General features: G+C 67.8%; 22 protein-coding genes. 9 read left to right on the plus strand and 13 right to left on the minus strand.

Translation table 11 applies throughout. From position 1 onward, the window contains the following. Positions 1–42: 42 nt before the first annotated feature. Positions 43–579, minus strand: a complete 537-nt coding sequence (locus H9638_RS03085) for a dihydrofolate reductase family protein (protein ID WP_191745700.1) — start codon at positions 577–579, stop codon at positions 43–45. 237 nt (positions 580–816) lie between these two features. On the opposite strand from H9638_RS03085, the gene H9638_RS03090 reads away from it, so the two are divergent. The 3 genes from H9638_RS03090 to H9638_RS03100 are packed head-to-tail and all read left to right on the plus strand — an operon-like array spanning position 817 to position 2,601. Continuing rightward, on the plus strand, positions 817–1,806 hold the full coding sequence (locus H9638_RS03090; RefSeq protein ID WP_191745701.1) for a pirin family protein: 990 nt from the start codon (positions 817–819) through the stop codon (positions 1,804–1,806). A 19-nt stretch (positions 1,807–1,825) separates the two neighbouring features. Next, the gene (locus H9638_RS03095; RefSeq protein ID WP_191745702.1) at positions 1,826–2,146 is read left to right on the plus strand and encodes a GNAT family N-acetyltransferase; all 321 of its coding nucleotides are present in this window, start codon (positions 1,826–1,828) and stop codon (positions 2,144–2,146) included. Then, positions 2,143–2,601, plus strand: coding sequence for a carboxymuconolactone decarboxylase family protein (locus H9638_RS03100; RefSeq protein ID WP_191745703.1), 459 nt, complete (start codon positions 2,143–2,145; stop codon positions 2,599–2,601). The genes H9638_RS03095 and H9638_RS03100 overlap by 4 nt, the downstream gene beginning before the upstream one ends. Positions 2,602–2,681: 80 nt before the next feature. Here the strand turns inward: H9638_RS03100 and H9638_RS03105 are convergent, their stop codons facing one another. From H9638_RS03105 to H9638_RS03125, 5 genes are all read right to left on the minus strand, one after another. After that, positions 2,682–4,139, minus strand: a complete 1,458-nt coding sequence (locus tag H9638_RS03105; protein ID WP_191745704.1) for a benzaldehyde dehydrogenase — start codon at positions 4,137–4,139, stop codon at positions 2,682–2,684. A 110-nt stretch (positions 4,140–4,249) separates the two neighbouring features. After that, positions 4,250–5,308 (minus strand): ABC transporter permease, encoded by a 1,059-nt coding sequence (locus H9638_RS03110; RefSeq protein WP_191745705.1) that lies wholly within the window; start codon positions 5,306–5,308, stop codon positions 4,250–4,252. Between the two features lie 57 nt (positions 5,309–5,365). Continuing rightward, on the minus strand, positions 5,366–6,943 hold the full coding sequence (locus H9638_RS03115; protein WP_191745706.1) for a sugar ABC transporter ATP-binding protein: 1,578 nt from the start codon (positions 6,941–6,943) through the stop codon (positions 5,366–5,368). Between the two features lie 94 nt (positions 6,944–7,037). Further along, the gene (locus tag H9638_RS03120; protein WP_191745707.1) at positions 7,038–8,162 is read right to left on the minus strand and encodes a sugar ABC transporter substrate-binding protein; all 1,125 of its coding nucleotides are present in this window, start codon (positions 8,160–8,162) and stop codon (positions 7,038–7,040) included. A 185-nt stretch (positions 8,163–8,347) separates the two neighbouring features. Then, positions 8,348–9,343 (minus strand): helix-turn-helix domain-containing protein, encoded by a 996-nt coding sequence (locus tag H9638_RS03125; RefSeq protein ID WP_191745708.1) that lies wholly within the window; start codon positions 9,341–9,343, stop codon positions 8,348–8,350. Positions 9,344–9,521: 178 nt separating this feature from the next. Here H9638_RS03125 and H9638_RS03130 point away from each other — a divergent pair, with 178 nt between their 5' ends. Beyond that, positions 9,522–11,315 carry a thiamine pyrophosphate-requiring protein gene (locus H9638_RS03130; protein ID WP_191745709.1) on the plus strand — a complete coding sequence of 598 codons (1,794 nt, stop codon included), beginning with the start codon at positions 9,522–9,524 and terminating at the stop codon, positions 11,313–11,315. Here H9638_RS03130 and H9638_RS03135 read toward each other — a convergent pair. From H9638_RS03135 to H9638_RS03155, 5 genes are all read right to left on the minus strand, one after another. Then, complete coding sequence (locus H9638_RS03135) at positions 11,312–12,994, minus strand: 5-oxoprolinase subunit B/C family protein (RefSeq protein ID WP_318241762.1); 1,683 nt, start codon at positions 12,992–12,994, stop codon at positions 11,312–11,314. The genes H9638_RS03130 and H9638_RS03135 overlap by 4 nt on opposite strands. A gap of 70 nt (positions 12,995–13,064) precedes the next feature. Next, entirely contained in the window at positions 13,065–13,823 is a 759-nt protein-coding gene (locus H9638_RS03140) for a LamB/YcsF family protein (protein WP_191745711.1), read from the minus strand. Positions 13,824–13,996: 173 nt separating this feature from the next. Further along, entirely contained in the window at positions 13,997–15,283 is a 1,287-nt protein-coding gene (locus H9638_RS03145; RefSeq protein WP_191745712.1) for an ammonium transporter, read from the minus strand. A 549-nt stretch (positions 15,284–15,832) separates the two neighbouring features. Continuing rightward, positions 15,833–16,429: an HdeD family acid-resistance protein gene (locus H9638_RS03150; protein WP_191745713.1), complete on the minus strand. Its 597-nt coding sequence runs from the start codon at positions 16,427–16,429 to the stop codon at positions 15,833–15,835. Between the two features lie 180 nt (positions 16,430–16,609). Next, positions 16,610–17,287, minus strand: coding sequence for a phosphoribosyltransferase (locus H9638_RS03155; protein WP_191745714.1), 678 nt, complete (start codon positions 17,285–17,287; stop codon positions 16,610–16,612). 146 nt (positions 17,288–17,433) lie between these two features. Here H9638_RS03155 and H9638_RS03160 point away from each other — a divergent pair, with 146 nt between their 5' ends. The 5 genes from H9638_RS03160 (at position 17,434) to H9638_RS03180 (ending at position 24,082) form a co-directional block, all read left to right on the plus strand. After that, a complete protein-coding gene (locus tag H9638_RS03160; protein WP_191745715.1) occupies positions 17,434–18,186 on the plus strand; it encodes an SDR family NAD(P)-dependent oxidoreductase in 753 nt (250 codons plus the stop codon). Positions 18,187–18,286: 100 nt separating this feature from the next. Further along, a complete protein-coding gene (locus tag H9638_RS03165) occupies positions 18,287–19,612 on the plus strand; it encodes a M20 family metallopeptidase (RefSeq protein WP_191745716.1) in 1,326 nt (441 codons plus the stop codon). A gap of 35 nt (positions 19,613–19,647) precedes the next feature. Further along, on the plus strand, positions 19,648–21,255 hold the full coding sequence (locus H9638_RS03170) for an AbgT family transporter (protein ID WP_191745717.1): 1,608 nt from the start codon (positions 19,648–19,650) through the stop codon (positions 21,253–21,255). A 51-nt stretch (positions 21,256–21,306) separates the two neighbouring features. Next, positions 21,307–22,266 (plus strand): ATP-grasp domain-containing protein, encoded by a 960-nt coding sequence (locus H9638_RS03175; protein WP_191745718.1) that lies wholly within the window; start codon positions 21,307–21,309, stop codon positions 22,264–22,266. Between the two features lie 130 nt (positions 22,267–22,396). Then, a complete protein-coding gene (locus H9638_RS03180) occupies positions 22,397–24,082 on the plus strand; it encodes a long-chain-fatty-acid--CoA ligase (protein ID WP_191745719.1) in 1,686 nt (561 codons plus the stop codon). A 23-nt stretch (positions 24,083–24,105) separates the two neighbouring features. On the opposite strand, the gene H9638_RS03185 is transcribed toward H9638_RS03180, so the two are convergent. Next, on the minus strand, positions 24,106–24,465 hold the full coding sequence (locus H9638_RS03185; protein WP_191745720.1) for a cupin domain-containing protein: 360 nt from the start codon (positions 24,463–24,465) through the stop codon (positions 24,106–24,108). A gap of 125 nt (positions 24,466–24,590) precedes the next feature. Beyond that, entirely contained in the window at positions 24,591–25,430 is an 840-nt protein-coding gene (locus tag H9638_RS03190; RefSeq protein WP_191745721.1) for a VOC family protein, read from the minus strand. Positions 25,431–25,556: the final 126 nt, after the last annotated feature.

The following is a 25,556-nucleotide window of genomic DNA, read 5'->3' on the forward strand; positions in this document are numbered from 1 at the left end:
CCGCGCGTCTCGCATCGGCCCTTGGTGCCGGGAGGCGGGTGGCTAGTGGGCGGCGAAGCGCAGCTCGGCTGCTCCACCGTTGAACTGCGTGGTGCCGACCAGATGCATCTTGGCCGTGGGGGTGGTCACGGGCAGCAGCCGGCGTCCGGAGCCCAGGGCCACCGGCATGTAAGTAATCCACAGTTCGTCCAGCAAGCCGGCGTCAGCGAACTGGGCGGCAGTGTTGCCTCCGCCCACGACCCAGATATTCCGGTCCTCTGCCAGTGCTGCGGCCTGTTCCAGAACGGCCCGTACGTCTCCGCGGACGAAACGGACGCCGCTGCCGGAAGGTGCTTCCAGGTCCCGGTGGGTCAGCACCAGGCAGGGCAGGGCGCCGTAGTCCCATGTGTCCGGCTGCTCAGTCCGGAGCCATGCATAGGTTTCCGCGCCCATGATGACGGCCCCGACCCCGGACATAAACCGGTCATAGTGCTCCTGGAACGGCTCAAAGCCGAAGGACAGGAGCCAGTCCAGATTGTTCTCCTCGGTGGCGATGAAGCCATCCAGCGACGAAGCGACGTAATAGATGACTTTTGCCATGGGTCGAGAATAACGGCCAGGGGCATCCACGGGTTAGACGGATGGCCGTCCGGGCAGCCGGGGGACCCAATTCGCTGCTGCCGGCAACGCGGTGGCGGGTTACTATCCAAAGCCGTTCCCGAATCCGCGCGCGGTTCCGGAGCCGGGCGCTGATTTCCCGCCACACCTTCCCTATTTAGATGCATTTACATGTAATGTGGGAGGAATGGCAGGAGCAGGGAAAGGGTTGGCAGAGATATGAGCAACATCGAAACGGCTCCGGTGGAAGTGGAGTGCGCCGCCGCGCCGGCCGGTTCCGCAATCGAAATCCACCCGCCGCGCAACGTGCCGCTGGGTGGACCGCGGGCGATGCCCGTCCGCCGAACCCTCCCGCAGCGCAGCCGCAGCCTGATCGGTGCCTGGTGCTTCGTGGACCATTACGGACCCGACGACGTCGCCCGTACCGGCGGCATGGTGGTTCCGCCCCATCCGCACACCGGGCTGCAGACGGTCAGCTGGCTCTTCACCGGCGAAATTGAGCACCGCGACAGCACCGGGGCCCACGCCATGGTGCGGCCGGGCGAACTGAACCTGATGACCGCCGGCCGCGGCATCGCGCACTCCGAGGTCTCGACCGCGGAAGTCAGTGTCCTCCACGGCGTCCAGCTCTGGCTGGCCCTGCCCGAAGCAGCGCGCAGCATGGAGCCGCGGTTCGACCACTACGTTCCGGATGCCGTCCGCGGCCCCGGATGGGAACTCCGTGTTTTCCTGGGTGCCCTCGCCGGCTATGAATCGCCGGTTCGAACGCACTCTCCGATCCTGGGTGCCGAACTGGTTTTGGAGCCCGGGGCGGTGGTGGAATTCGACGCCGATCCGCGGTTTGAGTACGGCCTGCTCGCGGACACGGGCGCACTGGAATTCCAGGGCGCCGCCGTCGCCCCCTCCGAACTGGCCTACCTGGCGCCGGGAAACGGAACGCTGCGGATCAGCGCACCAGCGGACGCGCCGGCCCGCGCGCTGCTCATCGGAGGCGAGCCCCTCGGGGAGACGATCGTGATGTGGTGGAACTTCATCGGCCGCAGCCACGAGGAAATCGTCCAGTACCGCCGCGACTGGCAGCAGCACATCGGTGCTGAAACCCATCCCGGCGCGGCGCCCGCCAGCCGGTTCGCCGTCGTTCCCAATGATCCGCTGCCCCCGCTGCCGGCTCCCGCCCTGCCCAACGCCCGGCTCCGGCCGCGCCGCTAATCCGAAAGGCCTTCAACGAATGCAGATCCAGGACAATCCGGCGCAGCAGCGCTATGAAGTGCTCGACGACGGCGGAACGGTCGCCGGATTCGCCGCCTACCGTAACCGGCCCGGCCGCCGCATCTTCGTGCACACGGAGGTGGCCGAAGCCTATGCCGGCCAGGGGATTGCCGGCAGGCTGGCCCGCTACGCCGTCGACCATGTCCGAGATGCGGGCCTGCGGCTGGTGCCGTACTGCCCCTATATTGCCGGCTGGCTGAAGCGGCACCCGGAATACGAGGGCATTGTGGACTGGCCGGCCACGGAGTCCCCGGTGGAAGACGCGGTGGGCCAGGCATGAGCGGCAACAGAGTCTTTATCGACAAACAGAACCGGCAGATCTACCAGGCGCTGGCCGGCACGGCGGCGGCGGTTCGGGCCGCGGCCCAGGAAGCCGGCCTGGGCCGGATCGTGATGGAACTGGTCAACCTGCGCGTCTCGCAGCTCAATGGCTGCGCCTACTGCCTGGACCTGCACACCCGGCAGGCACTGGACGAAGGGGAGACACCGCAGCGCCTGTCCGTGCTGCCGGCGTGGCGGGACACGAATCTGTTCAGCGACACCGAGCGGGCGGCCCTGGGCCTGGCGGAGGCGCTGACGATTCTTCCCGACGGCGAGCAGCGCGAGGAGATTTTCGCCAAATACCAGGCGCTGCTCAGCGTGGAGCAGTTCTCCGTCCTCAGCTGGGCGGTCGTGACGATGAACGCCTTCAACCGGGTGTCCATCATCAGCGGGCATCCCGTCAAAGCGCGCTGAACCCCGCCCTCAGCCCGGCTGCTGCCCGATACCGGCCGTTTGGCTGGCAGCGGGCAGCAGGCTGGGCGGGGAACCGCGGCCTAAAACGGATAGCGCGCGATTTCGGAGCGCATTGTCAGCCACTGTGTCTCGGTGAAGGCGTCGATGTTCGCGGATGCCCCGCCGAAGCGGGACCCGGTGCCGGAGGCACCCATGCCGCCGAACGGAGAGTTGGCCTCGTCGGACACCGTCTGCTCATTGATGTGCACCTTGCCCGAGACCACGCGGTCGGCCACCTCCATTGCCATTCCCACCTCTCCCAGCACGCCCACGGAGAGCCCATACTCGGAGGCGTTAACCAGGTCGATCGCCTCGTCAACGGTGGAGAAGCCCAGGACCGGGGCCACCGGGCCGAAGATTTCCTCAGTCCAAGCGGGGTTGTCCGGTGTCAGGCCGGTGAGCACTGTGGGCTGGTAGAAAAGTCCTTCGTAGGTTCCTCCGGCCGCGATCTGGGCGCCGGCGTCCTTGGCCACCCGCACCAGCCTGTCGATGTTGTCGCGCTGGCGCCCGTCAATGATTGGTCCCAGCGCAACCCGGCCGGTGCACGGGTCCCCGACCGGCAGCGCCCTGGCCTTGGCAGCGAGTTTGGCGACGTACTCCTCGAGCAGGGATTCGTGGACCAGATGGCGTCCGGTGGACATGCAGATTTGGCCCTGGTGCATAAACGAACCAAAGGCGCCGGCTGACGCGGCCAGATCCAGATCGGCCCCGGGCAGCACCACCAGGGCATTGTTGCCGCCGAGTTCCAGATGGGCGCGCTTGAGCAGGCGGCCCGCGGTCTCGCCGACCTTGCGGCCGGCCGCCGTCGAACCGGTGAAGGAAATGATCCGGACTTCGGGAGCCTCAACCAGCGCCTTCCCGACGTCGGCACCGCCGGGGAGCAGCTGCAGCAGGCCTGTTGGGAGGCCGGCCAGTTCAAAGACGCGCATGATCGCCACACCGCCGGAGATGCTGGTGCGGGGGTCCGGCTTCAGAAGGACGGCGTTACCGAGGGCAAGGGCCGGGGCGACGGACCGGATGGAGAGAATCAGGGGAAAGTTGAATGGGGAGATCACCGACACGACGCCGGCGGCCCGGCGCCGGGCGAAAGACCAGCGGTCCTCGTTGCTGGTCAGCACCTCACCGGCCGGATGCGCCGGAAGCGCGGAAGCCTCGAAGCACTCGTTGGCGGCTATATGGGTTTCCAGTTCGGCCTTCCCACCGATGGCGCCGGTCTCACGCATGATCCAGCCCTGGATTTCCTTGGCATGGTCCTCGAACAGCGATCCGGCGCGCCGCAGTACGGCGGCGCGCTCCTCCGGCCTGGTTTGGGCCCAGGATCGCTGGGCGGCAGCCGCCCGCGTTGCTGCGGCGAGGGCGTCGGAGCGGTCCGCAGCACCGACGGACCCCAGGACGTGCCCGGTAGCGGGTTCGACGACGTCGAGGACGCCGGCAGATCCGGCGGTCCAGGAACCGGTGTGGATTTTGCCGTGCCAGGCGGAGGTGGCGAGGAGGGTCATGGCTGCTCCTAAATGCAGATGCGGTATGTAATCAAGGGGACGTTGCGGTGGATGGGGTGTGCCGGGCAGGAGGGCGGCGGTTTCGGAAACGGTCCTGGCTGCGTCATCAGCTAGGCGGGCGCGGAAGCGTCCTGCCCGCGGCCGCCTGCGGCACCCGGACCGGGTGGGGTACCCGCCGGGTCCCTCTCGGGCGCCGGGGGTGCCGGGCGCACCACCCGCTTTTTGCGGCGCTGGACCAGGGTGGCCGCGGAGACCGCAATCAGCAGGGCCACACCGTTGAAGACGTTGGTTACCCAGGTTTTGGCCCCCAGGATCACCAATCCGTTGGCGCCGACAGCGAGCAGATACACACCGGTCACGGTGCCCCACACATTGAAGTAGCCGGCCCGGATGGCGGTGGCGCCCAGAAACGCCGCGGCGTAGGCCGGCAGCAGGAATTCCGGACCCAGGTCCGGCGTCGCATTTCCCGCACGCGAGGCCTGCAGCGTGCCGGCCAGTCCGCCGAGCAGCCCCGCGCCGATGAAGGCGGCGGCCAGGTAGCGCTTGGTCCGCACGCCGGAGAGTTCAGCGGCGTCGCGTCCCATGCCGGTGGCCCGCAGGTACCGTCCAAACGGGGTGCGTTCCAGGACGAACCACAGCGCCAGTGCCGCGGCCAGGAAGTAGAACACCACAACCTGCAGGCCGCCGGGCAGGCGGATGCCGGTCAGGGCGGAGAACCCGTCGGAGGAGTGGGTGATGAGGGTGGAGTTGGTGAGCAGCAGGTTGAAACCGGCCAGGATGGTGGCCATGCCCAGGGTTGCGATGAAAGCGTTGACTCCGACGACGATGGTCATAAACGCGTTGACCGCGCCGATCAGCATCCCGAGGGCGAGTGTGGCAAGCAGGACCAGCGGAAGCGGCAGGCCGGCTCCGGCCAGGACGATGCCGGTGATGGTGCAGATGCCGAGGTTCGCGCCGACGGAAAGGTCGAATTCGCCGGCGGCCAGCGGCAGAAGCACTGCCAGGGCAAGGATGCCGGGCACCGCCTGGTCGGCAAGGATTTGCCGGAAGTTGCCTGAGGTCGCGAAGGTGTCCGGCATCAGCATCGAGAAGACGGTGATCATCAGGACCAGGAAGACCACGATTCCGTAGTTCTTCATCAGGGCGCCGGGGTTGAATCGGAGGTTCACTGTAGGGGCTCCTAGGTGGGATGTGGAGTGGTGGGGCGCGGGCTAGACGGGCTGGGGCTAGGCGGGGGCGCCGGTCTGGCAGGCCAGGGCGATACCGTCTTCGGTGATCTCCGGGCCGGAGAGTTCGGCGGCGATCCGGCCGCGGTCCAGGACCAGGACCCTGTCGGCCAGGCCAACGAAGTCGTCGTAGTCGGTGCTGGCGACCAGGATGGCCACGCCGTCGTCGGCGAGTTCCTTGAGCAGCCGGCTGATTTCCTGCCTGGCCAGCGCATCCACTCCCTGGGAGGGCTCGTCCAGCAGCAGCATGAGCGGGGAGCCGCTCGCTGCGCGGGCCACCACCACCTTCTGCTGGTTGCCGCCGGAGAGGCTGCGGACGGGAGCGGCCAGGGACGCGGCCTTGACCAGGTAGCGGCGGGAAAGGTCGGCCGCAGCTGCCTTTTCCGCGGCGCGGTTGAGCACCGGCCCGCGGGTGTAACGGCTCAGGCGCCCGAGGGTCAGGTTCTCGCCGACCCCGAGGTCCAGGACTACGCCGTCGCGCCGCCGGTTCTGCGGAACACAGGCCACTCCGGCGGTAATGGCGTCCGCGGCCGACCCCGGGGTGTACGGCTTGCCGGCCAGGACCATGGTTCCGGCCGCTGGCTGCTGGGCGCCGGCGATGAGCCGGACCAGTTCGCTGCGGCCGCAGCCGAGCAGCCCGGTGATGCCGACGATCTCCCCGGCGCGGACTGCCAGATCGATGCGGTCCAGACGGGGGCCGCTGAGGCCGCGGGCCTCCAGCAGCACCGCCCCTTCCCGTTCCTCGGCGGGACGGATGGCTGGTGCTTCCAGCTCCCGGCCAATGACCAGCGAGACCACCGCGGCGGCGTCGCGCTCTCCCAGCGGTTCGTCCGCGACGAGCCGGCCGTCGCGCAGCACAGCCACGTTGTCCGCGATGCGCCGGACCTCTTCGATCCGGTGGCTGACGTAGACCGCGGTCCCGCCGTGGCTGCGCAGCATGTCGATCAGGGCCAGTACCCGGTCCGCTTCGTGGGCGGGCAGCGAAGCGGTGGGCTCGTCCAGGATGAGGATATTGCGGCGGAGGGAATCTACATCGGCAGTGGTGCTGTCGTTGAGGCTGCCGGCGCCGCCTCCGCTGCCGGAACGGTGCTGGAAGGCTCGGGCAATGCCCACCATGGTACGGGTGGAGGGGGAGAGGTCCCCGACCAGGCGGCCGGGGTTTTCATTGATCCCCAGCAGTTCCAGGGTGGCTGCGACGTTGGCGTGCTCTTTGCGGAGCCGGACCGGGGAGAAGCTGCTGCGGGCGAAGAACCCGTCGGAGAGCGCGAAGTTATCCGCGATCGTCAGCGCGTCCACAAGACCCAGGTCCTGGTGCAGGAACCGCAGGCCGGCTGTGTGCGCGGCTGCGGGAGTGAGCGGCATGGGGAGGTCCTGGCCCCGGACGGACAGTGTGCCGCCCGGATCGGGTGCGTAGACCCCGGCGAGGATCTTGATCAGGGTCGACTTTCCGGAACCGTTCATGCCCAGCAGGGCCGTCACGGCGCCGGCCTGGATATCGAGGCTGACTTCGTCCAGGGCCCGTTGTCCGGTGAAGGTCTTACTGATGCTGCGGATGCTCAGGGCGGCGGTGTGCTCCATGGGGATGCTCCTGAAGATGGGAGTGCGGGAATGCCGGCAAAACCAGGGGTGCGGCCGGCCCGGAGACCGGGCCGGCCGCGTGGGTTCCGTGGGGCTAGCCCGCGTTCTCCCACAGAGCCGTGAAGGCTGACTTCCAATCGGAGTCGCCCGTCCACGGCAGCTCGGGCAGGGTCTCTTCCAGCACCATGCGCTTCGGCATCTCGATCACCTGGTGCCCGCTGGCACCGTTGGCAAAGAGCTTGTTCATTTCGTGGACGGACAGGTAGCCGGTGTGCTCCATCGGCTTGATGACGTCGGCGAACTGGCTCTTGCCATCCTTGATCAGGTTCAGGTTGGCGGAGTTGCCGTCGTAGGACACCATCTTGATCGTGTCACCGTTGGCGCTGCGCGCCACGGTGGCCTGGCTGGAAACCACGGCTGCACCGGTATGGGTCCAGATGTAGTTGATGTCCGGGTTGGCGGTCAGCGTTGCCTGGATCTGCGGCGGCAGTCCGGACTGCAGCTGGGACATCTGCGTCTCAAGGGTTTCGACGATCTCGCACTCGGAGCAGAGCTCGGGAAGCCACTTGGTGAAAGCCTCGGTGCGGGCCGTGATGGAGGGGAAGGCGGGGTCCGTGGTGACCAGGATCTTCGCCGTTCCGCCGCTGTCCTGCGCGATGGCGGCGGCCATCATCTTGCCGGAGACATCCTCGTCCGGAACAACCTCCACGTCGAACCGGTCATCGGCGGGGGACATGCTGTTGACCAGGAAGATGCCGGCATCGCGGGCCTGCTGCAGCGAAGCGTCGATCTGGTCGGCGACCGCCGCAGTAAAGATGATGCCGTCAGCGCCGAGCTGGATGGCCTGGTCGATGGCCTGGCGGGCCTTTTCCGGGTTTCCGCCCGGATCGATCATGCGGGTTTCCCAGCCGAGGGACGCGGCTGCTTCCATGGCTGCGTCGGCGCCGCGGGCACAGGCTTCGGAGGCGTAGGTACAGGGGATGACGACGACGCTCTTACCTTCGGCGATGGCCGGTGACTCCGTGGGGACCTCTTCTTCGAGGGGCTTCTGGAAGTCGGTGAGCATGGCCTCGAGGGCCGCGGTATCAACGGACGCGGAACCGCTTTCGGCGGCTGCCGGTGCGGCGTCAGTCTCACCGGAACCACCGCAGGCGGCGAGGGACAAGGCCAGTGCCGGGACGGCAAGCAGTCCAAGCAGGTAGCGGGGAGTGGTTTTCATAGGTCCGGGGCCTTTCGGAATGACACTGGATGTGATGTAGGTCCCACTGTCTCCGGGGTGTGTGGTGCTGTTGAAGCAGCTGTCCGGATCCGGCAAGGCGATGTCCGGATCCGGCAACGCCTCCGTGTAAGGCAGCCCCGGCCCATCGTGGCCCCCCGGCCCGCCGCTGCCGGCAGCGGGTTTTCCTACCCGCTGGTCAGGGCTGCGCGGGCATCCCGGGGCGTGCAGCCGTAGTGCTGACGGAAGGCGCGGGAGAAGTGCGCAGCGGAAACGAACCCCACGGAAGCGGCTATCTCGGCGATCGGGGTGGCGGTGTGCATTGGATCGGCCAGTAGTTCCTGGGCGCGGGCCAGCCGCTTTTCCAGCACGTACTTGGCCGGGCTGGTGCCAGCCTCCGTAAAGACCCGAGTCAGGTGGCGTTCGCTGATTCCGACGGCGCGGGCAACGCGCCCCAGGGAAAGATCCGGCCGGCCCAGGTGCGCACGGATGTAATCGCGGGCCGCCGCGAGATAGGCGAGCGACGGCGCCACTCCCGGCTCGCCGGTGATAATCGAGAACATTTCCAGGACGCTCTGCTCCAGCTCATCGGTATCCGGGGCCGGATCCCGGAAGGCGCCCAGCACTGCATTCGCCGTGGTCTTGGCATGTGTGGCGGCGGGAGAGCCGCTGATCCTGAGCACCCGGGGGCGGAAATACTCCTCCCGCACGGACCGCTCGCGCAGCGCCTCCCGCGGCACCTCAACGATCACCTGGCGCATGTCCGTGGAGAAGCCGTACATGAAGGGCCTGTTGGCGTCGTAGACAACAGCCTCCCCGGCCGCCAGGGTCTCACAGCCGGCGTCGTGGTAGAAAAAGGCCTTCCCCTCCAACAGCAGGCAGAGCATAACGGCATCCACCGGGTTCCTGCGGATATTCTCCGGCGCGCGTTCGATGACGTGGTCATTGCCGCTGATGTGCGTCAGCCGGATCCGGGGCAGTTCCAGATTGGTCTGGGTGGCCAGCAGGCTGCGCTCGGAAAGCGTGCTGCAGCGCAGCCCAAACAGCGCCAGTTCGTTGTATTCCTCCCAGAGGTCCAGCCGCGCGCTCATCGGCGCCTGTGCCGTGGAAAAGCGGCTGGTCCGGCGAACATCCGAACGGGCAGAGCCTGCGGGCCCGGAATCCTCAGGGCTGGGAATCGGCACGGCTGGCACCTCCAGGCGGGCATCATTGTCACGGGACCGGGGTAGTCCCCCATAGGCTACGCGACTGTGGTCTGCGCCACAGTTTATGACGCACCTCAGGGCCCCCGCAGGAATTCCACGTCCCGCCGGGGCATGTAATAGTGGAGGACCATAAGCATGCTGATTACAGGAGGCTCCCATGGCAGAACGGCTCGTTGCGGACCTGATCGTCGAACGGCTCCAGGCCTGGGGGGTGCAGCGGATCTTCGGCTACAGCGGCGATGGGATCAACACCGTCCTCGGCGCCCTCCGCCGTTCCGGAAGTCCCCGGTTCGTACAGGCCCGGCATGAAGAAAACGCCGCGTTCATGGCGGTGGGACATGCCAAATACACAGGTGAAGTCGGTGTGATGCTCTCCACCCAGGGGCCGGGGGCGGTTCACCTGCTCAACGGCCTGTACGACGCGAAGCTGGACAGCGTCCCGGTGGTCGCCATCATCGGCCAGCAGTCCCGCACCGTGCTGGGCTCGGCCTACATGCAGGAAATCGATCTGCTGAACCTCACCCGGGACGTCGCGTCCTCCTTCCGCCAGCAGGTCAACAGCCCCGAGCAGCTGCCGCTGGTGCTGGACCGCGCGTTCAAGGCTGCGCTCGCGGACCGCGCTCCCGCCGTCGTCATCATTCCGCATGACATCCAGCAGGCACCGGCACCGGAGCTGGAGCACGAGCATGGAATCCTGTCCACCGCGCCGGTCTGGAGCCCACCCACGCTGGTGCCCTCCCCAGCTGATATTGAGGCTGCGGCGGCACTGATCAACGACGGCGGCAAGGTGGCGCTGCTGGTCGGCCAGGGCGCACGGGGTGCCCGGGGCCAGGTCCGGGAGCTGGCGGAGAAAATCGGCGCCGGGATCACCACCTCGCTCATGGGCAAGCCCTATGTGGACGAGTCGCACCCGCTCGCCGCCGGAGTGATGGGCCACCTCGGCACCAGCGCCAGCGGCTTCGTCCTGGGGGAGTGCGACACCCTGGTGATCATCGGCTCCAATGACCCGTGGACGGAGTTTTACCCACCTCCCGGCGCCGCCCGTGCCGTGCAGATCGACATCGATGCGGCGGCCATCGGTAACCGGTACCCGGTGGAAGTCGCCGTCACCGGCGATTCCGCCGCCAGCCTCGAAGCTCTGCTCCCGCTCCTGGAACCCCGGCCGGACTTCGCCTGGCGGACCAGCGTCGAAAATGCTGTGCAGCGCTGGCACCGGCTGGCTGCCGAACGTGCTGCAATTCCCGCCCGGCCCGTGAACCCGGAGCTCGCCGTGCGTGAACTCAGCGACCGGCTGCCGTCCAACGCCCAGGTAGCCGTCGACGTCGGCAGCATCGTCTATTGGTACGCCCGCCAGCTGCGCCTCCCGGAGGGCGTGCCGGCCCACCTGTCCAGCACCCTGGCCAGCATGGGCTGCTCGATTCCCTACGGGCTGGCCGCGAAGCTCGCCGATCCAAAGCGCCCGGTGGTGGCGCTGACCGGCGACGGGGCGATACAGATGGCCGGGCTTTCGGAACTAATCACGGTCAGCCGGCTGTGGCCGCGCTGGACGGATCCCCGGTTCGTGGTGCTGGTGCTGCACAACAACGAGCTGGCCGAGGTGACCTGGGAGCAGCGGGAGATGGAGGGCGATCCGCGCTTCGACCAGAGTCAGGCGCTGCCGGACTTTTCCTTCGCCCGCTACGCCGAACTGCTGGGCCTGCAGGGGATCCTGGTCGAAGATCCGGCGAAGATCGGTGCTGCCTGGAATGCAGCCCTGGACGCAGACCGGCCGGTCCTCATCGAGGTCCTGGCCGATCCGGACATTCCGCTGCTGCCGCCGTTCCCAGCCGGAGAAGAAAAGGGGAAGGCCATGATGGATGCGCTGGTCAAGGAAGGACCGGACACCCAGCATGCCCGGGATCTGCTCGAAACCTATCTCCGCCAGGAGGAAGGGCTGAACCGCGGTTTCTAGTCCGCCCCGGGAACAAGGCCGGGCCCGGGCACAGGGCCCGGGACCGAAAGCGGGGGCACCGGGATGAAGCGCACCGTGGTGCCCGGCCGCAGCTGCGCCGCGAGGTCCAGGTCAGTTTCCACAACGACGCCGATCACCGGGTAGCCGCCGGTGACCGGCGCATCGGCGAGGAAGAGGATCGGCAGTCCGGAGGCCGGGACCTGGATGGAACCGGGCAGCACCGCCTCGCTTTCCAGCTCCCCGGCGCGCCGGCCGGGCAGCGGCTCACCAGTGAACCGGATGCCAACCCGGTTTGAGTCGTTCCCGACTGTCCACCCCTGATCCGCAAAAGCGTCCATCCCGGCGGCACTGAACCAGTCCTGCCGCGGCCCGGGGAGATACCTCAGTTCCGCGTCCGCCCCGGGGAGCGGCGGCGGCACTTCGCAGAGCCCGACGGCGGTGCCCGGGTCAGGGCCAACGCAGAGCCTGGTGCCGGCGGTCAGCGGGTCCGGTCCGAGTTTCGCCAGCGTATCCGTGGCGCGGCTGCCCAGCACCAGAGGAAGATCGAGCCCGCCCCGGAAGGCCACATAACTGCGCAGCCCGGCCGGCGGCATGCGTAGGGACAGGACCTCGCCGGTGCGCAGCAGAAAGGGAGCATCCGGCAGGACAGGACGCTCCGTCCCCCCGGCGGCCAGCACCGACAGCGGGCAAGCCGCACCCGTCACGGCCAGGACCAGGTCCCGTTCCGCCCGCAGCGCCAGCCCGCCGAAGAGGACCTCCAGTGCGGCAGCGTCCGGGCGGCTGCCCACCAGGCGGTTGGCCCGCGCCAGTGCCGCTCGGTCGGCGGCGCCGGAAGTCCCCACCCCGATGCTGCTGTACCCGGCCCGCCCCCGGTCCTGCACTGTTGTCTGGGGGCCGGGGTGCAGGACGACGGCGGCGGGTGCGGCCTGGGTCCGGGGTGTTGCCGGCAGCTCCGGTGCAGCGGGGCCGGAGCTCCCGTTTGCTGCGTGGGTGTCTGTGCTGGCGGGGAAGCCGCGGCCGGCCTCCGGCTGGAGTTCGAAGCGCTCGCGGACCGGACGGAAACGGACGCGGGCCCCGGGAACGATGAGGGCCGGCGCTTCCCGGTCAAGGTCCCAGAGAGGCGCAGCCGTCCGCCCAATCAGCTGCCAGCCACCCGGCGAGGGACCCGGGTACGCCGCGGAATACTGTCCGGCGAGCGCGACGGCACCTGCGGGAACCCGGGTCCGCGGCACGTCCCGCCGGGGAACGGCCAACCTGGGATCACCTCCGGTGAGATAGGCAAACCCGGGTACGAATCCGCAGAAGGCGGCCGTCCATTCCGTGCCGCTGTGGGCCGCGGCCACGGCGTCGGAGGTACCCAGCCCGGTCAGCCGGGCAACCTCGGCGAGGTCCTCGCCGTCGTACACCGTGTCCAGCTCCACCAGTGGGGCTGCGGAGCTGGCGGAACGGACGGCGGCAGGCACCACGGGGTCGAGGGCTGCGAGCAGTTCCGCGGCCTGCCGCGCGTAGGCCGGCGTCGCCAGGCGGAGCAGGACGGTGCGGGCCGCGGGAACCACCTCGACCTGCCCGGGCAGAGGAGCTGCGAGCAGCTGTGCGTGCAGGGAGGAGGCAGCCGCGGTGCCGGTGGTCTCGATCAGGAGTGCCCGGCTTCCTGCCTGCCGGATGTGCGGCGGCCGCACGCGGGCAGGTTCCCCTGGCCGGGGAGCGGCGGCTGCGCCGGGGCCCGCTGCCTGAACCGGGGAGCCGGCGTTAGATGAAACTGGCAACGGTGACGCCGTTTTCTTCCAGCGCCGCGCGTACTGCCCGGCCCATCGCCACGGCCCCCGGGGTGTCCCCATGGACGCAGATGCTCTCCGCGGCGACGTCGATCACCGTGCCGTCCACCGCTTGGATCTTGCCGTCCAGAGCCAGGCGCAGCACATGATCGGTGATTTCGCCCAGGTCCTCCAGCACCGCGCCGGGCCGGGTCCGGGAGAGCAGGGTGCCGTCCGGGTTGTAGGCGCGGTCGGCAAAGGCTTCTGCAATGGTCCGCAGCCCCGCCTCACCAGCGAGCTTCTCGACCACCGATCCCGGGAGCACGACCAGCGGAAGGCCGGGACTCACCGCCCGGACGGCGTCGATGACGGCCTGGGCCTGCCGTGGATCGTGGGCGATCGTGTTGTACAGCGCCCCGTGCGGCTTGACGTAGCTGACCCGGGTGCCGGCCGCCAGCGCCAGGGATTGCAGGGCGCCGATCTGGTAAATGACTTCGCCGGTGAGTATCTCCGGTTCCATGTCCAGGGCGCGGCGGCCGAAACCGGAAAGGTCCCGGTACCCGGGATGGGCGCCGACGGCGGTGCCGGCCCCTGCGGCGGCGAGGCACGCGGCGTACATGGTGCCGGCGTCGCCCGCGTGGAAGCCGCAGGCCACATTGACGCTGGAGACGGAGGAGATCATGGCGGCGTCATCGCCCAGGGACCAGCGGCCAAAGGACTCGCCGACGTCGGCGTTCAGATCGATCGTAGCCATTGCCTTGTCCTGTCTCACTGGTGTGGCATCCAGCCTTCCGTGTTTCGGTGCTTTGTTCAACATTTTTGCGGTCCGTGGCTGCCGCCCGGTTGGTGGGGCAGGTAAAAAGCGGAGCAAGTAAAGCGGTGCCCCACCCGGCAGGGCGGGGCACCGCCGCGATCCGATGCGGCAGGTTACTGCCGCATCGGGGCTCCGAGTTCCGCGGGCTCGTCGTCGTTGAAGTACGCCGACTCCGAATGCGCGGCCAGGTCGATTCCCTGTACCTCGTGTTCCTCGGGGACGCGCAGTCCCATAACCAGGTCCAGGGCCTTGGCGATGGCCCAGGTGAGGATGAAGGAGTATGCGAGCACCGCCAGGGTCGCCACGGCCTGGATGCCGAGCTGGCTCCACCCGCCGCCGTAGAACACTCCGCTGACACCGCCCGGCGCGGCGTCCGTGGCAAAGAACCCGATGAGTAGGGTTCCGATCACACCGCCCACCAGGTGGACCCCCACGACGTCCAGCGAATCGTCATAGCCCAGGCGGAACTTCCACTCAATCGCCAGGGAACAGACCAGTCCGGCAATCGCGCCGATCGCCACGGCTCCGAGCGGGCTGACCGCGCCGCAGGCCGGAGTGATTGCCACCAGTCCCGCGATCAGTCCGGAAGCCGCACCGAGGGTGGAGGAGCGCCCCAGCCGCAGCCGCTCCATCAGCGCCCAGCCCAGCAGGCCGGCTGCGGCGGCAACGGCGGTGTTCAGGAAGACAACTGATGCAGTATGTCCGGCGCTCAGCGCAGACCCGGCGTTGAAGCCGTACCAGCCGACCCACAGCAGGCTGGCTCCCAGGATCACCAGCGGACGGTTGTGCGGGCGGCTGACTACCTGCGGCCACCCCCGGCTGCGGCCCAGGACCAGGGCCAGGGCCAAGGCGGCGACACCGGCATTCATGTGGACGGCGGTCCCGCCGGCGAAGTCGATGGCGCCGAGGGTATTCGCGATCCAGCCGCCGGTGACCGTGCCGTCTTCGTTATCGAAGGCGAACACCCAATGTGCCACGGGGAAGTAGACCAGTGCGGCCCAGAGCCCGGCGAAGACCATCCAGGCCCCAAACTTCATCCGGCCCGCAGCGGCTCCGGCCACCAGGGCGGTGGTGACGCAGGCAAACATCAGCTGGAAGGCCGCGAAGAGCGCCACCGGAAGGGCAGCGGACGGGTCATCGGTGAGCAGCTGCTCCAGGCCGAAGAACTCGAGTGGGTTTCCGAGCAGCCCCAGGGAGCCAAGGGAGTTGCCGAACGCGGCAGAGTAGCCGAACAGGACCCAGAGAATGGCCACGAGGCTGGCGCTGCCGAAACACATCATCATCATGTTGAGGATCCGCCGCGACCCCACCATGCCGCCGTAGAAGAAGGCGATGCCGGGGATCATGAGGCAGACCAGGGCCGAACTGGCCAGTAGCCAGGCAGTGTTTCCTGAGTCCATGAGCGAACTCCAATCCGGTTCGGGCCGGCGGAGGGCCGGTGCGGGTGCTGGGGGAGTTTGTGAGTACGTGCGGAGGGGGATTAGAGAGGCCGGCCGTGGACCTGGTGGACCTGGCAGCGGAAGGGGACGGCACGGGCCGGTAAGACAGCCGGCCCTTTGCAAGGGCTGCATGCGTCCGGGTGTGGAGCCGGGCCGGGTGGTAGGCCGGAAGATAGACCGGGGGCAGCGCGTCTGCAGCAGCGCTGGGCCTGCAGGGAAGTCCCGTGCAGGAGGATCAGGTGCGGCACCGGAGGAGTATTCCGAACCGGGGCTGGATCGCCCTCCCAGACTAGGCCGCGCAGTGTTACGGCAGGCAGCGCCTGCATGTTATTGCTGTGTTAACAGCTGCTGGGAACCTGCTGGGAACCTACTGGACGGCCGCCGGCCGGGCGCTGAAAGCTGGTCGCGGGAATGAGGGACTGCAGGCGCAGGGACCCCGGCTCCCGGGAGCATTCCTCACACCAGCCACACCCGTTTAGAAAGAACGGGTAGGGCCACATAGAACAGGAACTACGCGGTGCGGACGGTTCCGCGGCCGAACGTGATGGCCCTGACGATCTGCACGACGCCCAGGACCACCAGGAAGATGCCGCCAAAGATCACCAGCGCGGCCAGTGACTCCACCGGCAGGAACAGCACGACCACCCCCGCGATGATGCTCAGCACGCCGAAGGTGATCGCATACCAGCGCGAGCCGCCCGTTTCGGTCTCGGTGAGCGCCATGATTCCTTCGACTATCCAGGCGATCCCCACCACCATGCCCAGCACGGCGAGTGAGGGAATGGGGTTTCGGATGGCCGCGACGCCCAGGATAAAGAGCAGCAGACCAACAATGATGTTCAGCACGCGCAGGCCCGCTGACATGGGGGACGCTATCCCGCTGACAACCCGGACTGCTCCGGAAATCAGGAAGTACAGGCCAAAGAAGAAAGCGATAACGGAGAGCGTGGCTTCAGGCCAGAACAGCATCAGCAGTCCCAGGACCAGCGCTACCGCACCGGAAATGCCGAACCCGGTCCGGACGGCGGAAATCGTCCGGGATGACAGTTCGCTGGTATCCAGGCTGAGCCCTCCCCAGCCGTAAAAGGTGCCGTGAGTTGTGGACATGTTGGGCCTCCCGGGCGGTCGGAATTCTCCCCCAAAGCCCTTCGGATTATCCTCCTGGCCGGACCGGCAGGCCAGCACTTGCCGCTGCCCGGCCCCGGGAGCACGGCGATTCCCTGCTTCCCCCGCCGGGCAGGGACTCCTCCACACGGTGGGCCATTCCACCTCGCCGCATCCTGGGCCTCACTCCACCCGCAGCAGGGCGCGGACCTCAGCGTCGCCGGTCTGCCCGAAAACCCGGTAGGCCTGGCCCACGGCGGATAGGGTGCTGTCCGCCCAGGGGATCACGACGTCGTCTGCCAGCGCCGTGATGCCGCCGGCCGGGGCGCAGCTCATCGGGGCGGCCGCCACCAGCCACTGGGGCTCCAGATTCCGGACGGCGGCCAGCGCGGCGCGCATAGTGGCCCCCGTTGCCAGGCCATCGTCCACCACAATGACAGTGTTCCCCCGAATCCCCTGCACCGGCCGGTTGGGGCGGTAGAGTCCGGCCCGGCGCCGGAGTTCCGCGCTCTCGGCGCTCAGGACGGCATCCAGTTCAGCCTGCCCGGTGGCGGGCGCGGAGGCCAGCCAGAACCGTACGACGTCGTCATTCCAGACCGCGGTGCGCTCGCCGGCAGCTTCGGCGACCGCACCGGCAGCCAGTTCGGGCTGGCGGGGGTGGCCGATCTTACGGACCAGCACCACATCCAGTGCCGCGTCCAGCGCGCCGGCAACCTCGGCAGCGACCGGCACACCGCCGCGGGGGAGGCCGAGGACCAGCAATCCCTTCCGGCCGCGGTAATCCGCCAGGGCACCGGCCAGGACCCGGCCGGCATCAGCGCGGTCGGTGTAAGGATATGGATGGCCGGAGGTCTGGCCCATGGGCGCTCCTGCGGTGGTTACACTCCCGGGCAAACACGGCGGACCGGGGTCCTCCCACGTTAGGCCGGAGCTGCCGGCCGGGCAACGGCCGGCGGCAAGGACCACGGTGCGTTGCAAACCCCTTGGCGCCATAGCAGGCTGTCTGCATGACTGATACCGCAGTAATTACCGGCGCGACCTCGGGACTGGGCGCAGAATTCGCCCGGCAACTCGCAGAACGCGGACACAACGTAGTCCTCACCGCCAGGAACCTGGAACGCCTTGAGGCCAAGGCTGCGGAACTGTCGGCCCGTTACAAGGTGAAAGCAACGGTGCTGCCGGCCGACCTCGCCACCCCTGAGGGTGTGGAGGCAGTAGCCGCCCGGGTGGCGCAGCCCGACGTCGGCATCCTGGTGAACAACGCCGGATACGGGCTGAAGAACGATTTCCACAACAACACCGCCCAGGCTGAACTGGACAACCTGAATGTGCTGGTGAGCGCGCCGCTGCTGGTGAGCCACGCGGCCGTGAACTCCATGCTGGCCCGGGGCGGCGGGCGGATCATCAACGTCGCATCCGTTGCCGGGTTCGTTCCGCGCGGCACCTACAGTGCAGCCAAGGCCTGGGTGATCAGCTTCAGCCGGTGGGCGAACCTGCATTATTCTTCCCGCGGCATCTCCGTGACGGCGCTCTGTCCCGGCTTTGTACACACCGAGTTCCATGAACGGATGCAGATGGACAAGTCCCCGTTTCCGGGCTGGATGTGGCTCGACGCGGAGCGCGTGGTCCGCGAAGGACTCACGGATGCCTTTGCGGGAAAGAGCGTTTGCATTCCGTCCAAGCGGTACAAAGTCCTCGCGGCGTTCGGCCGCCGGGGGCCGCAGGCGCTGGTCGCCCGGGTTGCCGCCCGCGGCCGCTGATCCGCAAAGGGTAGAGCAGGGCAGCGGAATCCGGAACCCCCGGAGGCACATTCTTAGCCCCCCTAACAATGCGTGCTGCGGGGGCCATAGGGTGGCCTGCATGACCCAGACCACCCAGCCCAGCACTACGTACCTGGACCATCTAGAGGCAGAAACCCGCAGCCGCCGGGACGCAGCTCAGCATGAGGAGTCGCCGTTCGACGGTGCTCCTGAAACGCTCGCCAAAGCGGTGGAAACCCGGGTGGACGTCCTGGCGCCGGAGCTGCGCGGCCTTGCCTCCGAACTGCACCAGGACCCCGAAACGGCGTACCAGGAGCACCGAAGTGCCCAGCGCATCGCGGACCTGCTGGAACGCCATGGCGTAACAGCCCGGGTGGGGGTCCACGGGCTGGAGACAGCGGTGCGCGCAGAGGCAGGCAGCGGTTCCCCGGTCATCGCCGTTATGGCCGAATACGATGCCCTGCCGGGGATCGGCCACGCCTGCGGACACAACGTGATCGCCGCAGCCGGCGTCGGCGCATTCCTCGCCCTGGCCCGCACGCTGCAGGAGACCCCGGAGGCATTCCCAGGAACTGTCGTGTTGCTGGGAACCCCCGCGGAGGAAGGTTACTCCGGCAAGGAAGTCATGGCCCGCAACGGGGCGCTGGACGGAGTGGACGCGGCGGTGATGCTGCACCCTTATGGCCAGGACGTGGTGGATCAGGTGTGGCTGGGCCGCCGGCTGCTCACCGTGACATTCACCGGGGTCGCTGCCCATGCCTCCGCTCAGCCTTTTATGGGCCGCAACGCGCTCGACGCCGCCACCCTCGCCTACCAGGGGGTCGGGCTGCTGCGCCAGCAGCTGCCGCCCTCCGACCGGGTGCACGCGGTGATAACCGACGGCGGCGCCCGCCCAAGCATCATTCCGGAACGCGCCGAGATGAAGTTCTACGCCAGGTCCAAATACCCCGAAACGCTCCGGGAACTCAGCCACCGGCTGGCAGACGTGGCCCGCGGCGCCGCGCTGATGACCGGGACCGGGGTGGAGCTGGACTGGGACGAGCATCCGCCGTCGCTCCCGGTGCGCACCAACCGGGCACTCACCGGCCGCTGGCTCGCCGCCGAACGGCGGCGGGGACGCCAGCCGCTTCCCGGCGGGGTGGTGTCCGAAACCCTTGCCGCCTCCACCGACTTCGGGAACGTCAGCTACCGGGTGCCCGGCATCCACCCGCTGATTGGGATCTCCACCCCGGACATTGCCCTGCACACCCGCGAGTTCGCCGAGGCCGCCGGCTCGCCGGCGGCGGGCACTGCCGCCGTGGACGGTGCAGCTGGCCTGGCGCTGACGGCGCTGGACTACCTCTGCGATCCGGAGCTTCAGGCCGCTGCCGCTGAGGAATTTGCAGCCGCCGGCGGTCCGGTGGACGTCCCCGGCTACTTCGCCTGACCGACTGACCTTCCCCACTTTCGAAGGATGCATCGATGAACGCTGCCCCTGTCACAACTTCCCGCACCTCGGTGACCGACAGGCTCCTCGCCGGCGTCGAGCGGATCGGAAACCGCCTGCCGGATCCCTTTATCCTCTTCCTGCTCCTTTTCGCTGCGGTGGCCGTCGCGTCCACCCTGATGGCGTGGGCGAACGTCACGGTCACCGTGCCGGGCAGCGAGGAGGCCACCGCGATCAAGGGCCTCTTCACAGCCGAGGGCATGACCTGGCTGACCACCACGCTGGGCGCCAATTACCTGGGCTTCCCGCCGCTGGCCACAGTGCTGCCCATCCTGCTGGCGGTCGGAGTGGCGGAGAAATCCGGTCTGCTCGCCGCGCTGATCCGCCGCGCTTTCGGTGCTGCCCCGCGCTGGGCCCTGCCGTACGCCGTCGGGCTGGTGGGTGTTGCCGGGTCCATTATGGCGGACGCGGCCTTCGTGGTGATTCCCCCGCTGGCTGCACTCGTGTTCAAGGCAGCCGGGCGGCATCCGGTGGCCGGCCTGCTCGGCGGGTTCGCGGCCGCCGGTGCCGGTTACTCCACCTCCATGCTGGTCACCTCCCTGGACGCGCTCTTTGCCGGGATTACGACGGCGGTCACCGGGGCGCTGCCCAATCCCGGGGCGCCGGTGAATCCGCTGTCCAACTACTTCTTCAACGTGGTGTCCTCCGGAGTGCTGATCCTGGCCGCGGGTTTCCTCATCGACAAGGTCCTGGAACCGCGGCTGGTGAAGCAGGGCGTGGCGCGCATGGAATCCGAGGAATCGGACGACGGCGACGGCACGTCCAGCCAGGGTGCCGGGGCCGGCACGGACGGGCAGGCGGCCCTGGACCCCCACCTGAACCCGCTGGAACGCCGGGGCCTGCGCTGGGCCCTGGTCATCGGCGCGGTCGTTGCGCTGGTGATTGCCGTGGGCTCGCTGCTGCCCGATTCGCCGTGGCGCAATGAGGATGGCGGCTTCCTGCCCGCGTCACCGCTGCTCTCCTCAATCGTGTTTATCGTTTTTGTGCTGTTTGTGATCCCTGGCCTCGTCTATGGGCGGATTACGGGAACCATGCCCTCGGCCAGCGACATTCCGCGGGTGATGGGCCTGTCCATCAAGGAGATGAGCGGCTTTCTGGTCCTGGCCTTCGTCCTGGGCCAGTTCATCGCCCTGTTCAACTGGTCGGGGATCGGGAACTGGATTGCGGTGGCCGGAGCCTCCGGGCTCGAATCGATCGGGCTCACGGGTTATCCGGCCATCCTGGCCTTTATCGCCCTGGCCTCGCTGCTGAACCTCTTCATCATTTCCGGTTCGGCCATGTGGACGCTGATGGCCGCGGTGTTCGTGCCGATGTTCGCCCTGCTCGGCTACGAACCGGCCTTTGTGCAGGCAGCCTTCCGGGTCGGGGACTCAGCGACCCAGGTTCTCACCCCGCTGAACCCGTACATGATTGTGCTGCTGACCATGCTGCGCCGCTACGAACCCTCTGCCGGGCTGGGCACGGTGATCTCCCGCATGCTCCCGTTTACCGTGGTGTTCTGGGTGGCCTGGGTGGCCGTCCTGACTGTCTTTTATGTCTTCGACCTGCCTCTCGGCCCGGGTAACGGCATCTTCATCCAGTAGGCTGCCAGTTTCCGCCCCCTGCCTCCTCCGCTTTCGTTTGAAAGGTCCCCCATGGCACTGCCCGTCTATGCCCTGCATGAAAACCCCGAATGGTTCCCGCCCTTTGCCCGCGCCTTCGCCGCAGAGGGGATCGAGGTGCAGGAATGGCTGCTGACAGACGGGGTGCTGGACCTGGACGAGGCTCCACCGGAAGGGATCTTCTGGTCCCGGATCAGTGCCTCCTCCCATACCCGCGGAAACACCCTGTCCAAGGATTATGCGCGTGCTGTCCTGGCCTGGCTCGAGGCCCACGGCCGGCGCACTGTCAACGGGCGGCGGGTGCTGGAACTGGAAATGAGCAAGGTTGACCAGCTGACCGCCCTGCGGGCCGCCGGGATCGAGACGCCGCGGACCGTCGCCGCCGTCGGGCGTTCCCAGATCCTGGCCGCCGCCAAGGAGTTCCCGGTGCCCTTTATCCTCAAGCACAACCAGGGCGGCAAGGGCCTGGGAGTCCGGAAGTTCGAATCCCACGGCGAACTGGCTGACTATGTGGCCTCAGAGGAATTCGAAGAACCGCAGGACGGCATCACCCTGGTCCAGGAATACATCCAGGCTGCCGAGCCTTTCATCACCCGGGTGGAGCTGGTGGGAGGAGAGTTCATCTATGCGATCCGCGCCGACACCGCCCGGGGCGGATTCCAGCTTTGCCCGGCCGATGCCTGCGCCATTGATCCCGTCACCGGAAAACCGGTGCTGCCTCCGGGGGCCACGATCGCCCCGGAGCCGGACACCCAGTTGTTCAGCCTGCGGGAGGGGTTTGACCATCCCCTTATCGGGGCGTACCAGGAATTCGCCCGCCGGATGAACCTGGAAGTCTGCGGTATCGAGTTCATCGAGTCCGCGGACGGCCGGCTGCTCACTTACGACGTAAACACCAACACCAATTACAACGCCGCTGTTGAAGCAGATGCTCCGGTATCTGCCCCTCGGGCGCTCGCCGCCTATCTGGGCCGGCTGGCAGGGGAAAGCTAGGAGCAGCGGTTCATGAAACACGGCGGCTGGTGGCAGGCGGCCCTGCCCCAGCCGCCTGCTTCAGGAAAGATGTCCTCCTGAAGCCGGCCCCGAATATAGTCGAAGTACCGATTCTAAGGAGCCACATCCCATGACCGCCCAGGAACCGCTGTGGGTCAAGCATTATCAGCCCGGTGTACCGGCCGAAATCGAACTGCCGGCGGAATCCCTCACTGCCATGGTGGAAGACGCCGCAGCCCGCTTCGGGCCCAAGGTCGCCCTGGAGTTCTTTGGCGCCGAAACCACATATGCCGAGCTGGGCGACCAGATCAACCGGGCCGCCGAGGGACTGCGCAGGCTTGGGGTCCGCCACGGGCACCGCGTGGCTGTCATTCTGCCCAACTGCCCCCAGTACCTCATCGCGTTCTACGCCGTGCTGCGGCTGGGCGGTGTGGTCGTGGGGCATAACCCGCTCTACACCGAGCGGGAACTGCGCCACCAGTTCGAGAATCACGGTGCGCAGGTCGCAATCGTCTGGGACAAGGCGGTGGAGAAGGTCCAGGACTTCCCGGACGACGTCGCCGTACCCAACATCATTTCGGTGGATATCACCAAGGCCATGCCGCGGCTGAAGCAGATCGGGCTGCGCCTGCCGCTTCCCTCCCTCCGCCGCACCCGCGCCGGCCTGACCACCAAGACGGAAAACACCCTTCCCTGGGAGAAACTGCTGGCGAACCCGCCGATCGACCCGGAGCACCCGAAGCCCGCTGTCACGGACCTCGCCGCGCTGCAGTACACCTCCGGAACCACGGGGATGCCCAAGGGCGTGATGCTCACGCACTACAACCTGCGTTCCAACGCCCTGCAGGGGCAGGCATGGATGCACGGCGCCGAGCAGGGCACGGAAGTTATTTACGGTGTGCTGCCGATGTTCCACGCCTTCGGCCTGACGCTGTACCTGACCTTCGCAATCCTGACCGGTTCCCGGCTGGTGCTTTTCCCGAAGTTCGACGTCGATCTGGTGCTTGACGCTGCCAAAAAGTCCAAACCCACGGTCTTCTGCGCCGTCCCGCCGATCTACGAGAAAGTGGCGATCGAATCCAAGAAACGCGGAATCGACATCTCCACCATCCGGTACGCCATATCCGGGGCTATGACGCTGCCGGCCAGGACCGTGGAATTGTGGGAGGACGTCTCCGGCGGCCTCCTGGTGGAAGGGTACGGCCTGACCGAATCCTCGCCCGTGGCCCTGGGCAATCCCTTCGCCGAAACCCGCCGCAACGGCACCATCGGCGTACCGTTTCCCAGCACCCGCATGCGGGTTGTGGATCCGGAGGACGTTTCCCGTGACGTGCCGCAGGGTGAACCCGGGGAACTGCTGATCAGTGGCCCCCAGGTGTTCGCCGGTTACTGGAACAACCCGGAGGAGACGGCGGAAGTCCTGACCGGGGACGGCTGGCTGCGGACCGGGGACATCGTCACCGTGGACGAAGAAGGATTCGTTAAAGTGGTGGACCGGCGCAAGGAACTGATCATCACCGGCGGGTTCAACGTTTCGCCGACCGAAGTCGAGGAAGTCCTCCGCACCAGCCAGGACGTTGCTGACGCCGCAGTCATCGGGCTGCCCGGCGAGTCCGGCAACGAACAGGTGGTTGCCGCCGTCGTGCTCCAGCCGGACGCCGAACTGGACGAGCAGGCGCTGCGGGCCTTCTGCCGTGAGCGCCTGACCCCGTACAAGGTTCCGCGCCGCATCGTGGCAATCGAGGAACTGCCCAAATCAATGCTCGGCAAGGTGCTGCGCCGCCAGGTACGCGAGGCACTGAAGGATTCCCTGTAGTCTCCGGCCGGGAACGGCAGACCTCAGGCTTGGGGAGTGGCGGGAGCTTCCCCGTGGCTCTCGCCGGCTTGGCTGGTCACGGTGGTCAGCAGGAACACGGAGTCTTCCAATGCCTCGACTCCGTGGCGCACATGGGTCAGCGCGACAATCTCCCCGGCTGCAATTTCGGACTGGTCCTGGCCGGTGACCCGCACCCGTCCGCTCAGGACGTACATGCTGGCAGCAGGAGGGGAGTTGTGTTCGGCGAGGACCTCGCCGGCCCGGAGCGCGAGGATGGTCTGCCTCAGCGGACCATCATGAACGAGGACCGCGGCGGACCGGCCCTTTTCGCTTGCGGTGGCTTCTTCCAGGGCTTTTGCGGCGGCCGTCTCAACGCTGGGCATGGTCTCTCCTGTGGTTCGGTCCATCCGGGTTGCGCCAAGTGGCGCAACCACGCGCCCAGCCTAGCCGCAGGCGCACGTGAGGCCGTCCAATCAGTGCCCTCCGTGTCAGGAGCGGCTGCGTTGGCTCAGCCTGCTGGGGGTGTGAACTGGCTGATGGTGAATTCAGCCCCCTGCGGGTCGCGGATCAGTGCCGTGCGGGACCAAAGATCATCGCTCTGGCCCAGGACGCGGGCCCCGAGTACCTCTGCATCAGCCGCCGACTGGTCGCGGTCGGCCACGGCGAATGAGACATGCCAATGCGCCTGCTCGCCGGGAGCCGCAGCGGCCATCCAAGCGATCGCGTCCTCGAAGCCGGAAGGGGTAGCGACGGCGGCCTGCCGTGCCCGGATGCCGGGATCAACAGTCGCCTCAAGATGGTCGCCATATCCGGGCCGGCGGACCAGCCACCCGAAGCCGAGATCCTCGACCTGCCAGTTGAAGACAGCATTGTAGAACCTCGTGGCCCCCGCGGTGTCGGAGGTATGGAGATCGCTGAAGTTCCACGCCCCCGGCAGATTAGCCACCTGGGCCCCCGTCCGGTTCCGGGCCTGCCAGATGCGGAATTCGGCTCCCTGTGGATCGGTCAGCACCGCTGCGCGGCCGCCTTCGCCAGCATCAGCGGGCGCGGACCGCACCGTGGCGCCGGCGGATTCCAGCCGTCCGGCCGCCGCATCGGCGTCGTCGACGGCAACATAGGTGTTCCAGGCAGCGGGCCGGTCACCGCCGGACTGTCCACCTCCGGCCAGCGCGCCGACGTCCTTGCCCTCGAGCCTTGCAATGAGGTAGCGGCCCGGCGCTTCGGGCGGCATAACGTCCTCGAACGTCCAGCCAAAGAGTCTGCCGTAAAAGTCAGCGGCCGCATCGACGTCGGGCTGCTCGGTGTCGATCCAGCTCGGCACGCCCGCCGGGTAGGTCCTTTGCTTCATTACCCGCTCCCGTCCACAGCCGCGCCCGTCTCCCGCCACAGCCTAGTGGGCCAGGGCACGGCAGGGTATCCCTGTGCCTCCCCGCAGGCAGTCCGTTTCGACACCGGGATGCCCCGCCGTGCCGCC

The sequence above is a fragment of the Arthrobacter pullicola genome (assembly GCF_014836875.1).
Lineage (GTDB): Bacteria > Actinomycetota > Actinomycetes > Actinomycetales > Micrococcaceae > Arthrobacter_B > Arthrobacter_B pullicola.